Annotated in this window: 14 protein-coding genes; 9 read left to right on the forward strand and 5 right to left on the reverse strand. The window is 58.5% G+C overall.

Going from position 1 to position 15,663, the window contains the following annotated elements:
* Positions 1 to 30 precede the first annotated feature (30 nt).
* Entirely contained in the window at positions 31 to 1,467 is a 1,437-nt protein-coding gene (cysS, locus tag AC05K6_RS04100; RefSeq protein ID WP_192816044.1) for a cysteine--tRNA ligase, read from the forward strand.
* Here cysS and AC05K6_RS04105 read toward each other — a convergent pair.
* Complete coding sequence (locus tag AC05K6_RS04105) at positions 1,424 to 2,011, reverse strand: hypothetical protein (RefSeq protein WP_034969824.1); 588 nt, start codon at positions 2,009 to 2,011, stop codon at positions 1,424 to 1,426. The genes cysS and AC05K6_RS04105 overlap by 44 nt on opposite strands.
* 210 nt (positions 2,012 to 2,221) lie before the next feature.
* Here AC05K6_RS04105 and AC05K6_RS04110 point away from each other — a divergent pair, with 210 nt between their 5' ends.
* From AC05K6_RS04110 to rlmB, 8 genes are all read left to right on the forward strand, one after another.
* Positions 2,222 to 4,156, forward strand: a complete 1,935-nt coding sequence (locus AC05K6_RS04110; RefSeq protein WP_080716680.1) for an HtaA domain-containing protein — start codon at positions 2,222 to 2,224, stop codon at positions 4,154 to 4,156.
* A 48-nt stretch (positions 4,157 to 4,204) separates the two neighbouring features.
* Entirely contained in the window at positions 4,205 to 5,296 is a 1,092-nt protein-coding gene (locus AC05K6_RS04115) for a heme/hemin ABC transporter substrate-binding protein (protein ID WP_035007512.1), read from the forward strand.
* Entirely contained in the window at positions 5,280 to 6,329 is a 1,050-nt protein-coding gene (locus tag AC05K6_RS04120; RefSeq protein ID WP_034974928.1) for a FecCD family ABC transporter permease, read from the forward strand. The genes AC05K6_RS04115 and AC05K6_RS04120 overlap by 17 nt, the downstream gene beginning before the upstream one ends.
* Positions 6,326 to 7,237 carry a heme ABC transporter ATP-binding protein gene (locus tag AC05K6_RS04125; protein ID WP_434820791.1) on the forward strand — a complete coding sequence of 304 codons (912 nt, stop codon included), beginning with the start codon at positions 6,326 to 6,328 and terminating at the stop codon, positions 7,235 to 7,237. The genes AC05K6_RS04120 and AC05K6_RS04125 overlap by 4 nt, the downstream gene beginning before the upstream one ends.
* Positions 7,238 to 7,242: 5 nt before the next feature.
* Positions 7,243 to 8,376, forward strand: a complete 1,134-nt coding sequence (locus tag AC05K6_RS04130; RefSeq protein ID WP_476727850.1) for an HtaA domain-containing protein — start codon at positions 7,243 to 7,245, stop codon at positions 8,374 to 8,376.
* A gap of 80 nt (positions 8,377 to 8,456) precedes the next feature.
* Positions 8,457 to 9,131, forward strand: coding sequence for a biliverdin-producing heme oxygenase (locus tag AC05K6_RS04135; RefSeq protein WP_476727851.1), 675 nt, complete (start codon positions 8,457 to 8,459; stop codon positions 9,129 to 9,131).
* A complete protein-coding gene (locus AC05K6_RS04140; protein WP_049050120.1) occupies positions 9,128 to 10,000 on the forward strand; it encodes an HtaA domain-containing protein in 873 nt (290 codons plus the stop codon). Before AC05K6_RS04135 ends, AC05K6_RS04140 begins: the two co-directional genes overlap by 4 nt.
* A gap of 203 nt (positions 10,001 to 10,203) precedes the next feature.
* On the forward strand, positions 10,204 to 11,160 hold the full coding sequence (gene rlmB, locus AC05K6_RS04145) for a 23S rRNA (guanosine(2251)-2'-O)-methyltransferase RlmB (RefSeq protein WP_035004662.1): 957 nt from the start codon (positions 10,204 to 10,206) through the stop codon (positions 11,158 to 11,160).
* A gap of 45 nt (positions 11,161 to 11,205) precedes the next feature.
* Here rlmB and AC05K6_RS04150 read toward each other — a convergent pair whose 3' ends face one another.
* The 4 genes from AC05K6_RS04150 to AC05K6_RS04165 all read right to left on the reverse strand — a co-directional run bounded on the left by AC05K6_RS04150 (position 11,206) and on the right by AC05K6_RS04165 (position 15,599).
* Complete coding sequence (locus AC05K6_RS04150) at positions 11,206 to 12,861, reverse strand: carboxylesterase/lipase family protein (RefSeq protein ID WP_476727852.1); 1,656 nt, start codon at positions 12,859 to 12,861, stop codon at positions 11,206 to 11,208.
* A gap of 94 nt (positions 12,862 to 12,955) precedes the next feature.
* Complete coding sequence (locus tag AC05K6_RS04155; RefSeq protein ID WP_448307071.1) at positions 12,956 to 13,894, reverse strand: metal ABC transporter permease; 939 nt, start codon at positions 13,892 to 13,894, stop codon at positions 12,956 to 12,958.
* On the reverse strand, positions 13,891 to 14,592 hold the full coding sequence (locus AC05K6_RS04160) for a metal ABC transporter ATP-binding protein (protein WP_476727853.1): 702 nt from the start codon (positions 14,590 to 14,592) through the stop codon (positions 13,891 to 13,893). The genes AC05K6_RS04155 and AC05K6_RS04160 overlap by 4 nt, the downstream gene beginning before the upstream one ends.
* The gene (locus AC05K6_RS04165; protein WP_476727854.1) at positions 14,592 to 15,599 is read right to left on the reverse strand and encodes a metal ABC transporter solute-binding protein, Zn/Mn family; all 1,008 of its coding nucleotides are present in this window, start codon (positions 15,597 to 15,599) and stop codon (positions 14,592 to 14,594) included. The genes AC05K6_RS04160 and AC05K6_RS04165 overlap by 1 nt, the downstream gene beginning before the upstream one ends.
* Between the last annotated feature and the right edge of the window lie 64 nt (positions 15,600 to 15,663).

Genomic DNA, 15,663 nt, shown 5'->3' on the forward strand with positions numbered 1-15,663 from the left:
GGCCGGATGCGCATGCCTATACTGTGTGGTGTGACTTTGCGAATTTACGACACTGCCGCCCGCCAGCTCCGCGACTTCGAGCCTATCCGTGAAGGCCATGCCTCGATCTATCTGTGCGGAGCGACCGTGCAGTCGATTCCGCACATCGGACATGTGCGTAGCGGAGTTGCTTTCGACATTCTGCGCAACTGGCTAGAGGCCAAGGGGTTGGACGTCGCTTTCGTAAGGAACGTCACCGACATTGACGACAAGATCCTGACCAAGGCCGCGGAGAACAACCGCCCGTGGTGGGAGTGGGCTGCCACGCACGAGCGCGCGTTTAACTGGGCTTATGACCAGTTGGGCGTCACCCCACCTTCCATCGAGCCCCGCGCCACAGGGCACGTGCCGCAGATGATCGAGTACATGCAGCGCATCATCGACAACGGCCACGGCTACGCCGCAGACGGCAACGTGTACGCGCAACCCGCGACGATCGATAACTACGGTTTCCTGTCCGGCCAGAAGCTGGATGAGATGGATCAGGGTGAATCCGCGGGTACCGGCAAGCGCGACCCGCGCGACTTCACCATGTGGAAGGCAGCCAAGCCGGGCGAGCCGGCCTGGGATACTCCGTGGGGCCGTGGCCGCCCGGGTTGGCACATCGAGTGCTCCGCGATGGCCACGACCTACCTGGGCAGTGAGTTCGACATTCACTGCGGTGGGTTGGACCTGCAGTTCCCGCACCACGAGAACGAGGCCGCGCAGGCGACGGCAGCGGGGGATGGGTTCGCGCGCTACTGGATGCACAACGGCTGGGTGACGATGTCCGGTGAGAAGATGTCGAAGTCCCTGGGCAACGTGCTTTCTATCCCGAATGTGCTGAAGCTGGTGCGTCCGGTTGAGCTGCGCTACTACCTGGGCAGCGCGCACTACCGTTCGATGCTGGAGTACTCCGAGGCTGCGCTGGGCGAGGCCGCTGCGGGCTACCGCCGCATCGAGAAGTTCCTGGTGCGCGCCATCGAGTTCGTCACCGGAGAGACCGCCGTGGACCCGCAGGCGCTGCCGGTCGGCGAAGTGCCGGCGCGGTTCGCGGAGAAGATGGATGACGACCTGGCCGTACCGCAGTCGTTGGCCGTGATCCACGATATTGTTCGCGAGGGCAACAAGCTACTGGAGGCTAAGCCCACGGACGAGGTAGAGCAGCAGGTCAAGCAGATCGCTGGACAGGTTCGTGCGATGGCTGCCGTGCTGGGTGTGGATCCGCTCAGCGAGACGTGGTTGGAATCCACCAAGGCCGCTGCGGGCGGATCCGACGTGGCGATGGGTGCCCTGGATGTGCTGGTCAAGGCTGAGCTGGAGCGCCGCGCCGAAGCCCGCGCGGCCAAGGACTGGGCCACCGCCGACGAGGTACGCGACCGCCTGGCCGAGGCCGGCATTGAGGTTACGGATACAGCCGATGGCGCGAAGTGGTCGCTGAAGGGGTAGTTCCATAGACGTACTCGTCGGGCTGTAACTCTGATCCTGGAAGCTCGACCTCGTCGTCATATATTTCTTCGGGTACGAAGTATTCTTCGTCTTTCGACCACATTGGGTTCAGGCCTGGCAAGAACCAAATGGTGGCGGCAGAAACGATGGCAATGATGATGCCGCCCAGTGTTGCGTGCTCCGGCGGGATGTACCAAAAACCGGCCACGATCAGGGCGCCGATGGAGCCGATACATAGGGGGAGGAAGAGGTTCAGATTCAACCTGTTTGCGGTTCTGTATTCGACCCAGTCCTCGCTGGGGAAGCGGCCGCGGGCTTGGGAGCGGATTCGGCGCTGCGTTTTCTGAGAACATACGACGCATGCGATGGCGACTAGTGCCAGCCCGACTCCGGCGATAATAAAGTCGCCGACTACTGCGCCGTATGCCATCACGCCGATCGATACGGTTAGGGCAAAGCGTTCGGTCGCGGAAAGCGGAATTGCCTGGTGGGGGTCTACTTCAGGGTAGAGGTTGGCCAGAGGGGCCGGGGTGTATGCGGTCATCCTTCGTGTCCTTTCTCGGGGGTGAGAGGTGGGGGTGGGAGACGAAGCTAAACACAAGATGCTTCTGTCTCTTAGGCTGACGTCATGATACTTTCAGTTAAGTTGAGCCTTACCTAATTAAGGTAACACTATCCTAAGTTAGTGGTAAATCCTGGGTAGAAGGTAAGGCTGCGTAAGTCTTTTGATGTTTCAGTTCTGAGTAGGATCAGCATGCACCTTTCACTGTTTGGATCACGTCGAGGCTCGGTGCGACGGTCGTTCGGTCGTACATCCACGGCCGTTGCCGCCACCTCCGTACTTGCCTTCGCTCCCGTAGCATTTACCACGGTCGCTACTCCCGTTGCCTCAGCGGCGGGAACCTGTGAATTTAATTGGGGTATCAAGCAGAGCTACCGTGCCTATATCCAAGGCCCTGTCGCTAAAGGCGGATGGGGTGGCGACGGTATCGGCTTTACCGGCGATAAGACCGGCCCGAATGGCACCTTCCAGTTCAGTCCCCAAAAGCCCCAGGTAAACGGCGATACGGTGACCGTTCCGCTAAACGGAGTTCTCCGTTTCAACGGTCACAACTATGGCGGCGATGACCTGCTAGATATGACGCTCTCCGATTGGAAGGTACGCGCAAAAGGAAAAACCGCCGAGATCCTGGTGGACTATGTCTCCTATGAGTCGGACATGGTCGATAAGAGCAAACGGGGAGCCAAAATCACTGGCGACGATGAAGTCATCGCCAAGGTGAACCTGTCTACCCCGGTGAACCCCGGCTCAGGGAGCGTAAACCTTTCTGGTTCTACGACGCTTACTCAAGGTGGCAGTCGGCTGTTTCTCGCTTACAAGGCGGGAACCTCGATGGATCCAACCAGTGGCTCAGTTGCTTTGGACGGCAGCTGTGGATCAGATTCGGGCAGTGGCTCGGGATCGGGCGAAAAGCGCACGCTGACCACGATCGATGGCAACTTCACCGGCTTTAACAAGGAAGCTATGGGAATTCTGTCTGAGACGAACGACACGATGAACGCCCTGACCACTTTCATGGGTAACTCCCAAGCCTTCTTGGACGAGTATGAATCTTTCGTCAATCGCGGGCGCGGTAAGAACGGATCTTCTAGCGGAAGCGACTCCGGAACTAGCTCCACCTCCGGAACGAGCTCCAACTCCAACTCCGGTTCTGGTGGCGGATCGGCCTCTGGTGGAGCATCGCTTGGATCCGGAAACAGTGGTGCGCGAAACGGCGGAACAGGCGGCGGGTCGGCCTCCAGCGGAGGCGGAACAACCCGTGGCGGTGTCGCTGCAGGCGGAGCAGCTGGTGGCGGTGGAGATCTGCACTGCGCGTCGGTCAAGGCAGTCGAAAGCGCCAAGGCATCGTGGGCTCTGAAAGAATCCTTCCAGTCGTACATCACCGGCTCTATCGCTAAGGGCAAGTGGGATTTGAGCGGGGTCGGATACAGCGGTGGCAAGTATCAGTTCACCGGCAACGGTGGCAACGTCGATACATCTTCGCAGCAGGGAACGATTTCCTATGGTGGCGCGATGCAATTCACCGGTCACAACGGAATTCTCGACCTGAACATTGCTAATCCGGAGATCCAGTTCAACGGTGGAACAGGAAGGCTTGTTGCCGATGTTCGTTCTTCAAACATGGAAGGCGAGAAACGAGACTTCGGGCGCACAGTGCTGGGAGACCTGAGCTTTAGTTCCCTTGATGTCTCGGAAAACTCAGTAAGCGGAGAGGCGAGTGTATCGCTGACCCAGGATGGTTCCGTAGCTTTCGCTGAATTCTACGATCCGGGAACCCAGCTAGCGCCGATATCTTTCAGCGCCCAGCTAGGTGGCCAGGGTGACTGCGACGCAGTGGGCGGTACTTCAGCATCTGGATCGAATGCGGGTGGATCGGGCGGTGGTTCTTCTGCCGCGCACAATGCTGCCGCCGCGAAGCTCGCCGGCAATAAGGACGGTTTCGGCAATGGCGTCGACGGCGATTCTTCATCGGCTGGGTACGAAAACGGATCGAGCAAATTCAAGGTTAAGCCTGTTGCGGCTGAGGGCCAGGATGAGAATCCGACTTCTTACCTTCTCGGATTGATCGTAGGAGTCATCGTCGCAGGTGGAAGCATCGGTCGACTGGTTGTAAGTAATCCGTCTTAATCCGCCTACTAGGTGGCAAAACACTGTTCAGTTAGAAAGCACGTTTTAATGTCCATTGTTCCTAATCGAACTGTGCGGTTAGCGTTCCGCACCTGTGTGTTGTTTATCTGCACGGCCAGCCTCGCTGCGTGTGGCGTTAAGGGCGCCTATGAATCCGAAGCTGATGCTGCTCTGCGAAACGACATCAAGAATGCCGCTGATCTGCAGGACCCCCGTAGCTTTGAGGGAGTTTCGGAGGTCAAGGACTTCACGGATGTGGAGCCTGTGACCAAGAATCCATCCCCGAAGCTGCCGGTGGAGCTGACCGACGCAGACGGCCACGATGTCAAAGTTAATAAGCTAGATCGGATTCTGGCTCTAGACCTGTATGGCACTTACACTAAAACCCTTACTGGCCTGGGGCTTGCCGACCGGATTGTAGGCCGCACGGTCTCTTCTACTGAAAACATCTTGGCCGACAGGCCAGTGGTCACTCAGGGTGGGCACAACATCAACGTGGAAGCCGTGTTGTCGTTGGAGCCGGATATCGTCATCGTGGACCACTCCATCGGTCCACGGGACGCTATCGATCAGATTCGTCAGGCGGGCGTGACCACCGTGGTCATGGAACCGACCCGCACGATCGATTCGGTGGCCGAGGACATCACCACGCTCGGTGCTGTCGTGGGGCTCCCGGAGGATGCGGAAAAGCTTGCAGATCGCACAGTCGAGGAAATAGATCTGGATAAAGAGACCATCAAGAAGATGGTGCCCTCTACACCGATGCGGGTGGCATTCCTTTATGCTCGTGGAAATGGTGGAGTGTTCTTTATTATGGGCGAAGGGACCGGAGCCAAAGACCTGATCGAGGGCGTTGGTGCGGTTGACGTGGGGACGGAGAACAACCTTTCCTACATCGAACCAGCCAATGCGGAGTCGCTAGCTAGGTTAAACCCAGATGCGTTCATCATGATGACCGGCGGGTTGGAATCCACCGGAGGGATCGAAGGTCTGCTCAAACGCCCCGGCATAGCCCAAACCACAGCAGGGCAGAAGCGGCGCGTAATCACGATTCCAGATGGTCAATCGCTGGCGTTCGGTCCTATGACTGGGCAAACACTTTTGCGGACAGCGAAGGCGTTATATGACCCACACGGTTAACACGAACGAGTTTCTCCGGGCGCGAACGCGCCGACGGGTAGGGATTTTCGGTGCACTTGTGGTGCTAATGCTTGTTGCTGCGGTGCTATCGATCGTGCTTGGACAGTACTACGTGCCACTGCAGGATTTAGGTTCAATCTTGCTGGGGAAAGACCATCATTCAGGTCTGGCCTCCAGCGTAGTGTGGGATATTCGCTTGCCGCGCATCCTGCTGGGGTTCCTAGTCGGTGCATGCTTGGGTGTGGCTGGAACATTGATGCAGGCGGTGTTTGCCAACCCACTGGCCGAGCCATCGATTATCGGCGTGACCTCGGGAGCCGGGGTTGGTGCGGCGTTGGCAATCGTCTTTAACCTTGCTTTCTTCGGCACGTTCACCGTTCCATTCTTCGCCTTTCTTTCCGCATTGGTTGCCGCTGGCCTGATTTACCAGCTAGCTCGAAGCCAAGGCCGAGTTGTGGTTATCAATCTGGTTCTCACAGGTATCGCGGTTAATGCCGTGTGTGGAGCAATTATCTCCTTCATGGTCTATTTGGCTCCGACCGCCAGTCGGGAAGAGATCATCTTTTGGCAGATGGGATCCCTAAATGGTGCCCAGTGGAAGCACGTTTGGGTGGTTTTGCCGATCACGATGGTTGGAATTGCCGTAGCCCTACGGATGGGTGGGGCACTAGACGTACTTGCTTTGGGTGAGAAAGCCGCTGGTCACACAGGGATCAATGTAAGTCAATTGCGAGTGATTGCGATCATCGCTGCGACCGTACTCACTGCAGGCGCAGTTGCCTTTGCCGGGCTCATCGGCTTCGTAGGGCTGATTATCCCGCACCTGTTGCGAACGGTCATGGGGCCGGAGAATTATCTACTCATCCCTGCTTCTGCGCTTGGCGGGGCGGTCTTGATTGGTCTGGCCGATGTGGCTGCCCGCACATTGATTGAATTCGCAGATTTGCCTATTGGCATCTTCACTGCCCTTGTCGGCGGCCCGACTTTCTTCGTTCTGCTGCGCCGAATGATGCGAAAGGGGATTCATGCATGAGTGCTCACTGTAGCGATGCGACTACAAACAGTATGGCTATCGGCGATAGGGCCATTGAGGTATCTGGCCTTACCGTCGACGTTGGCGCCAAGCGGTTGCTCAGTGACATTAGTTTTGTCGCTCGTGCCGGCGAGGTCACAGGGCTCATTGGGCCGAATGGTGCTGGTAAGTCGACGCTGCTTGCCGCGCTGTCTGGGGATATTAAACCTACTCAGGGTGTGGTTTCCGTCGCCGGATTAGACCCCTCTCGGGCTGATGCAAGGACGATGGCGCGGCGCCGTGCGGTGTTGCTTCAGGATGTCCAAGTCGCGTTTGAGTTTCTTGTTCGAGATGTTGTGGCGATGGGACGGCGACCGTGGCGAGGGACAGTCGATAGCAGTGTGGATGAGCTCATTGTTGACGCTGCTCTGGACGCCACCGGTTCCACTACGTTGGCAGTTCGTGACATCGTCACTCTTTCCGGTGGCGAACGTGCTCGGGTTGCATTGTCCCGGGTATTGGCCCAGCAAACACCGGTGGTGTTGTTAGACGAGCCGACCGCGGCGATGGATATCCGTCATCAGGAACAAGTCTTGAGCTTGATGCAGCAGATCGCTCACAGAGTTGGAACTGCGGTGGTGATTGTGTTGCATGACCTCGATGCAGCTGCGGCGTATTGCGATCACATCGTCTGTCTATCCAATGGGCGAATTGCCGCCGATGGATCGGTTGATTCGGTCTATACCGACGAGATCCTCTCCAGCGTTTATGACTGGCCCATCGAAGTTGTCCGCAGTGCGGATAATGACATCTCTGTCCGTCCGCGGCGAAGGGATCCGCCTGCTGCAGTAGCTCAACTGCTTTCCGCATATCAATCCACCCTCCCATTCACTAGGGCTAAGTCCCTAGGATCCATTCATCAGGAGTAATTCTCATGTCTATTAAGTCAACTCGAAATGCCATGCTCGGCACTGTGATGTCCTTCGCCCTGGGCACTGCTGCACTTTCCGTACCCGTTGCATCGGCACAGGAGGGCGCATCTCAGGCTAAACCTGAATGCAAAACTGTTATCACTGGCGGTACCTTCAACTGGGGATTGAAGGAGAGCTTCCGCAGCTACATCCTGGGGAGAATCGCTCAGGGAAGCTGGGAAACGAAGGGTGAGGTTAAGGAATCTGATCCTGCCAACAAGAAGTCCAAGGACTTCCAATTCCAATTCCAGGTAGACCCAAGTGTATCTAGCATTGAGGTCGATTCCGAGGGCAACGTAACCAAGGCAGAGATCGGCACCAAGCCGTCCGATGTCGTTTTTGAAGGCCATCATGGTGCTTTGTACTCGAACTTCAAGTCCCCTTACATCACGGCCGAGGGGGCTAGTATTCAGGGCGGCGCCAGCTACGAGGGATACTACGTGCCTGGCAAGCACATGACTGAGTACACGCCTGAGGACCGTATCGAAGAGAACAAGGTTTCCGGCAGGGACGTGTTCTCGAAGGGGCACGGAAACTGGAAGGTTGACGGGGACACTGTCACGCTTGATGCAAGCAGCATGACCTACGTTCCTAAGCCAGGAACGGATGGGGACAAGAACATTGTGGAGGGTGTAGACGTCCTATTCATGGGCATTTACTCGGCGGACTACAAGCCAGAGCTGGATGACATCAATGTTTCTCTGACCACCGAGAAGAAATGTGCAACGCCAGGGGAGCCGAATCCGGATGATGAAGGTGGTTCCGGCCCGGACAACCCGAGCAACCCAGACAACCCGAGCAACCCAGACAACCCGGACAACCCGAGCAACCCGAGCAACCCAGACAACCCGAGCAACCCAGACAACCCGGACAACCCCAGCAACCCGGACAACCCGGACAACCCAGACAACCCGGATGACCAGGGGCAAGGCCAAGGTTCGCTGGGCAAGTTCGGAAAGGTGTGGAACTACATTCTTGGCACGGTCGGAATCCTAGGCATGCTGGCGATCATTGGCCACGCGATCAACGTGTCTGGCGCTCTCGATGGCATTCACAAGAAGATTGATGAATTCCTACGCCACCACAACTTGCGCTAATAACGAGTTCCCTTTTCTCGTTCAGCGACAAATTCCAGATTCCACGCGGATCTTGAAACTCTTTCGAAAGGAATAACGTGATGGCTTCGACCTCCACACTTTCAAACACAAGCTTTAACACAGCCGAGCCGATCTCTCAGGCACTGCGCAATGCCACTGCGGAGGCGCACGGGCGCGCAGAAGGATCCGAGTTCATGAGCACCCTTTTCAAAGGCGAGCTTGACGCTCAAGCGGTGTATGCGCTTTCGGGACAACTCTGGTTTGTCTACAGCGCTCTAGAGAACGCTGTAGAAAGAGTCTCCGGCACTCCCATCGGGTCGGCTATTGCCGATCCGCGCCTACAACGTTGCGCTGCGTTGGAACACGATCTGACGTATTGCCTCGGCTCCGATTGGCGCGAACAACTTGAACTACTGCCCGCCACCCGGCGGTATGTAGATCGCCTCGACTCTTTCGGAGAACAAGACGTTGTACGAGTGATCGCTCATCACTATGTCCGCTACCTCGGGGATATTTCCGGCGGTCAGGTCATCGCTGTACGTGTAGCAGACCTCTACAATGTCGCTCCTGAGGCATTGAAGTTCTATGACTTCTCCGCTATTGGCAAGATCCCTCCGTACCGAACCAGCTACCGTCAGCGCCTCGATAGCCTGCCACTCACAGCACAGCAGCGTTCCGAATTGATTGAGGAAGCCATCGATGCTTTTGGTATGAATTTTTCCCTGTTCACAGATCTTTACGGAGTCTGCGCGTGAATACACCATTCTTGTCCAAGTCCAATTCCCGCCACTTCGTTGCCAGCGCCCTGGTCAGTTCCGTCGCGTTAAGCGGCATGGCGGTTCCTGTAGCACAGGCAGAGGAAGTGTCCGCCCCAGTGTTAGGAGCCGGTGCTTTTGCCTGGCCGATCAAAACCTCTTTCCTTAAGCATGTGCAGGGGCCGATCGCCAGGGGAACCGTCATCGGCGATGGAGGCGCGGAGTTTAAGGGAAACCAGTTTGTGTTCCCAGTAAATACCCAAGAAACAAAGCTGGACCCGCAGGGGAATGGCACGATTGCCCTGGACGGCAGCGCACATGTGACCGCATACAAAGGTCTTGGTAAGAACGGCGGGCCAGCTTTGGATGTCTCTTACTTCGACTTGAAGTTGAATGTCACAGGTCAGGCGGTATCGCTTATTGGGGACTACTCCCTTTCCGGTAACACGGCGAACGATCCTACACAGCTAGACAAGCGCGGCGACGATGAAGTAATCGTGACCTTCACCCTGGAAGCCCCGATTGATCCGGGTAAGGATCTCGTTGCCCAGAACCGTCCCACAACGGCCGGTATCGGATTGCAGAGATCTCTACTCCGCTACAACGAGGGCGAGCAGCTGGAGGGCGCGGACGTTGACCTGCTGCTGGACTATGACGATGGCAAGCAGATAGAAGATGTAACCCCGCAGGAACTGCAGGGAAGTGCAAGCGGATTCTCCGGTTCTTCTAGCGGCAGTTCCAAAAACTCGTCCCTTGGCATCGCGGCCGGTGTGATCGCCGCCATTGTGGCAGTGATTGGGGTAGGGGCACTGGCCTTCGGGCCCGTGGATTGGCGAGGAGTTTTGAAGAACTTCGGCATCACTGCCTAGAAGGAAAGCATCGTACCACCCCATCTGCGAAGAACTATTGCTCGTTTCAGCTGCTGCCGGCAAGATTGGTAATGGAAGCAACAAATTCACAGCAGGTGGGGTGCTTTGCTGTCCACGTTCTCGTGAGCCTGGTTCCAGTTTTGCGTGCCGGGAAGTAACATACACAAACGCACGTAGTCGACCAGGTAAGAGGGGCAATCACAGTGGCGGGCAACACCCAGCGCAGCGGAGGCGTGCGCAAGAAGAACAAGAAGGGCGCAACCAAGGGCTCCGGCGGCCAGGGGCGCCGCAGCCTGCGGGGCAAGGGGGCCACGCCGAAGGCGGAGGATCGCGTCTACCACGCCGCCTACAAGCGCAAGCAGGCCGCCAAGCGCCGGGCATCTGGTGCGCACGACCGCTTCGCAAAGGACGATAACCAGGTGGAGCTGGTCGTCGGCCGCAACCCGGTGATCGAATGCCTGCACGCCAAGGTTCCCGCCACCGCGCTGTACGTCGCGGAGGGCACCAAGAACGACGAGCGCCTGGCCGAGGCCGTCCACACCTGCGCCGACCGAGGCATTTCTGTGCTGGAGGTTTCCCGCGCCGAGCTGGATCGCATGACCGGCAACGGCATGCACCAGGGCATCGGTCTGCAGATCCCGCCCTACCAGTACACGCAGGTAGAGGACCTGATCGAGCGGGCCGCCTCCGCGCCTCAGCCCGGCTTGGTCGTCGCGCTGGATAACATCACCGATCCGCGTAACCTCGGCGCGGTCATCCGCTCTGTCGCTGCATTCGGCGGCCACGGCGTGATCATCCCGGAGCGTCGCAGCGCCTCAGTTACCGCTGTTGCTTGGCGTACCTCCGCGGGCACGGCCGCGCGCCTCCCGGTGGCGAAGGCCACCAACATGGTGCGTTCCTTGAAGCAGTTCCAGCAGGCCGGCTACCAGGTCGTGGGTTTGGACGCCGGTGGCGACCACACCCTCGACACTTACGACGGCACCACCCCGACCGTGATCGTCGTCGGCTCGGAGGGTAAGGGGCTGTCCCGCCTGGTTTCGGAAACGTGCGACACGATCATGTCGATCCCCATGGCCAAGTGGGTGGAATCCCTCAATGCGTCGGTCGCTGCGGGCGTGGTGCTCAGCGAGTTCGCCCGCCAGCGTCGCGCTGCTAAGTGACGCCCCTTCGTTCCAGCTGTAGCCGGTCCCAGCGCTAGCTGATCATTAGCGCTGGTCGAACATTTCCTCCTGCTTATCCCACTGAACCTGCGCCCAGGCTTCCCGCAGCTCGGGCTGTGGGTCGTAGATGGTTTCCTCGCCGGTGGGGAAATGGGCGTCAAAAACCTGCGTGGCGAAGCCCAGCGAATAGGGATCGAAACCTGGGTCGTGAGAGTGCACGAACTGCCTCCACCGCGACTGCATGGCGACGGTGGTGGCGCGCATCTCGTCGCGACCGCCGAGCAGCACGGCGATGCGCCCCTTGTCCTGGTCATAGCGCTGGAAGAGGATCGGTAGGTCCAGGGCGTGCATCGCGCCCATGCCGGAATAACGCAGGAACGGGGTGGTGGTGTCCAGCCGGTAGACCCACGCCCGGTCGCTCGGGTGATTCTGCGCCAAGTACCAGGAAGGGCCGGTGAACAGCGCGTCGCCGAAGAAACGCCCCTTCAGCTTGCGGGACTTCGGGCCACCATAGTGCTGCTCCAGGATGTTGGTGGCCTGAGCATCGGCGCCGGAAATCGCGTGGGCGAACGTGCGTGTGCGCGTGTACTGCATGGAGCTACGCTTCGGCTCCAGGTGCATCATGTCGTACTCGTTGCGGTTCGTGCCGATCAGCAGGGGAACGTCCATCATCGCGCCGGGGGATAGCGGGTGCTCCGGCAGCAAGTCCCCGTCGATCACCGGGGCGAACGGGCCGGCCTTGGAAATGGGATTGTCTGCGTGGAAGCGAACGATCTCATCCGAGAGGCGCCCCAAAATTGCGTGCTCGGCGGTTAGCAGATCTTCGGTGGCGGCCTGCAGTTCCTCATCGCTGAGCTCCGGCGGGCCCTGACGAACCGGGGTGCGCTGATCCAGTGGCATAGATTCCTCTGCCCGCATCCGGTGCAGCCAGCGGGCTGCGAAATCCGTCCAGTATTTCGCATTAGCGCGTGTGTGGACGATCATCGGGGCGGGGGATTGCGCGATAGCCGCGCTGAACAGGCCCTTGGCAGATGGGGTGGCTAATAGGGCAGTGACCATGGATCCACCACTGGATTCACCCATGATGGTCACACGGTCCGGATCACCACCGAAGGCGCGGGCATTGTCGTGGATCCAGCGCAGTGCTGTCAGCAGGTCGGAGTGGCCTGCGTTGCTATCCATGGTGTCCGGCGTGTGCGTGCCTTCGCCCAGCGCCAATTGGCCGAAGATGCCCACGCGGTAGTTCACGGCCACGTACACACAATCGATGGCCTGGGCAAAATACTCACCGGAAAGCAGAGGCTTGTTCGCCGAGCCGTGAATATTCGATCCGCCATGGAAGTAGACCACCACCGGGCGGTTGGCCTCCGGATCAATGGCAGGCGTGGGGGAGTTTGCGGGACGCGGAACCACCACATTGAGCCATAGGCAGTCCTCGGTGCCCTCCCAGTTACCTGCGGACTTGCGCGCCGGGCGGTATTGGGAGCAGGCGTCTCCGGAAGTTGCGGCGTTAAACACGCCCTCCCATGGGGTAATGGGCTCGGCGCGGCGGAAGCGGCGTTCGCCGATAGGCTTTTCGGCGTAAGGGATGCCACGGAAGGCGGTGACGCCGTTCTCCGCGTGGCCTTTGATTAGGCCGGTGGTTGTGCGGATGATCCAGGGGTTGGTGGGTTGTGAGTTAGATGCCGTCTCGTTAATCACAAGTGCTACTCTAACGAGCTACTCGAGCGGCGTCCCTCTTACGGGGGAGATGAATATATTTTTAGCGCTATTAGTGGGGTGAGGGGCGCGCGAGTTAGGTGTGGTGTATGTGGCCCGCGGTTTCGTTGCTGGTCTGTTTCGATACTGACTCGCCGGCAGTCGAATACTCCTGAGCTCGCACTGCATCCGCCTGTACGTGCCGGGAACGCATCCACGCAATAACACGGCATACTAGGTAAATCACAAAGCTCAAGGTGGTTACGAACACGGAAACCGGTAGCCCCGGCGCCAGCGATGCCACCAGCCCTCCGACCGCCGCGACAACGGAGAACGTACCCGACAGCACCACGGCCAGCACCGGATTGCTGGTCACCTTCACTGCCGCCGCACCCGGGGTAATCAGCAACGCAATCAGCAGAAGCGCGCCGACAATCTGCACTCCCTGGCTGGCCACCACGCCGATTAATGCGGCAAATACCAGCGCCAGCAGGCGCACCTTTACACCAGAGGCAGCGGCCAGCACCGGATCCACCGTGGCGAACAAAAGCGGCCGCCAGAGTAGCGCCATCGTCACTACCACTAGAACAGTCAGCACCGCCAGGATGTTTAGCGAAGCCGAGCTCACGCCCACGATCTGCCCTGTCAACAGGCTAAACGCCGAAGACGACCTACCGGGGTAAAGATAAATAAACAGCACGGAAAGACCCATGCCGAAGCTTAAGACCACCGCCACGATGGCGTCTTGTTCCTTTTGTCCCAGTGCCGTCAGCGCCACAGCGGCCAATACTGCGCCGATCAGTGCACCCCAGCTCACGCTGAAACCAAAAAGCAGCGCGGCTGCCGCACCCATCAGCGCCAGCTCACCGGTGGAGTGTGCGGCGAAGCTCATTTTCCGCATCACGATCAGCGGTGCAATCGCGCCAGAGACGATACCCAGAAGCAGCGCTGCCAATAGCGCATGTTGTACGAAGTCCACCGAGAGTAACGCGAGGGTGTCATCCCACCAGTCGCCGGTCTGGAATTGGTTACTCATACGACCACCAGCTTTCCGTCCACATTCAACACCTGCACATCGGTTCGGTACAGCCGGGAGAGCGTCTCGCTGTTCATTACTTCCTTTATCGTGCCGATGGTGTGCCCATGCGGGGCGAGGTAAAGCACGCGATCGGTCACATTCAGGATCGGGTTGATGCCGTGGGTTACGAAAACGATCGCAGTGTTGTGCTCGCGCCGCCTGCGGTCGAGCAGCTCCACGGTCTGTTTTTGCGCCCGCAGATCCAGCGAGAGCAGCGGTTCATCGCACAGTAATAGCTCCGGATCCTGAGCCATCGCCTGCGCCTGGCGAATCAGTTGTTGCTGGCCACCGGAAAGTTCACCTACGCGGCGCTTGGCCAGGCCAGTCGCGCCTACCTCTTCTAGCGCCGCGTCTATTTGGGCCTTCTTCGGGCGCCTATTTTTTATGACGCCCGCTGCAAGAGCCAACCCAACGAGATCCCGCGCGCGTAGCGGAATGGATGGGTCAAACATCCTTTGTTGGGGGATATAGCCCAGCTTGTCCGTTACTTTAAGACTGCCTCGACTGAGTTTGCGGGTGCCGAGGGCAGCGTTCAGGAGAGTGGATTTTCCCACCCCGTTCGGCCCCAAAATAGCCAAAAACTCCCCCGGCGCAACCTCGAGGTCGAGGTCATGCCAGAGGGGTTCAACTGCCGCGTTGCGGAGAGCAAGAACCATTACTTGGTTGCGTCCTCCAGCTGCTTGATGAGGGAGTCTGCGTACTCAAAGTAGTCCTGACCCTCATCGGGAGTTTCGTTGACATTTACGACCTTGATGCCTGCCTCCTTGGCGGCCTCGGTCAGTTGCGAGGCGGCCGAGGTCTCCGACTGCTCGTTAGTGATGAGGATGTCGGCCTTCTTGTCAGTGATGAGCTGGCGCGTAGCGGCCAGATCAGCTGCAGAAGGCTCGGACTCACTGTTCACGGCGTGGGTGAAACCTTCTGGGGTGACGTCCTTCAGATCGGAATCATCAATTAGCTCGGCAGCCACAGACTCGGTGAGGATCACGTTCTTTCCGCTGAGCTTCTCCACACGGGCCTTCAGCTCGTCGGTCTTCTTGGTGATGTCCTCGTCGGACTCCGGAATGTCGGAGTTCAACTTGTGCAGTTCGGTGGAGAGCTTCTTCTCGAACTCGGAGACCACATCCAGGTCGAACCAGACATGCGGGTTGGTCTCATCGTGGCTGTGCTCGTGGGCGTGCTCATCGCCGTGGTCATGCCCCTCGTGCTCGTCATGAGCGTCTTCGCCGTGCTCGTGGCCGTGCTCGTGACCCTCATGCTCGTGGGCGTGCTCATCTGCACCGTGGCCTTCACCGTGGTGGTGATGCGCTGCAGCCAGCGGCTGTGCAGTCACAAGGGGAGTGTCTTCCTCCACGTTGTCGGTTAGCCAGTTGTCGTAGCCTGCACCATTGGCAACAACGATGTCCGCGTCTTTCACCTTGGCGATGTCGCGGGCAGTCGCTTCGTACTCGTGTGGATCATCATCCTTGCTGCTGAGGATGGTGGTTACCTCAACGTCATCGCGCCCTTCGGTGATGTCCTCCGCGATGCTGCCCCAGATAGAGGTGGAGGCGACCAGCTTGATTTTGTCCCCATCAGCTGCGGAATCTTCAGACCCGCCGGCACAGGCAGTTACGCCCAAAGCCAACGTTGCGATACTTAACACTGCTCCGAAATTGGCAACCATTTTCTTCATTCTCCCGAGATTAATGGGGATGAAAACGCTCGTCAACATAAAGATGGGTTGCTTA

The sequence above is a fragment of the Corynebacterium sp. TUM25020 genome, assembly GCF_056388495.1.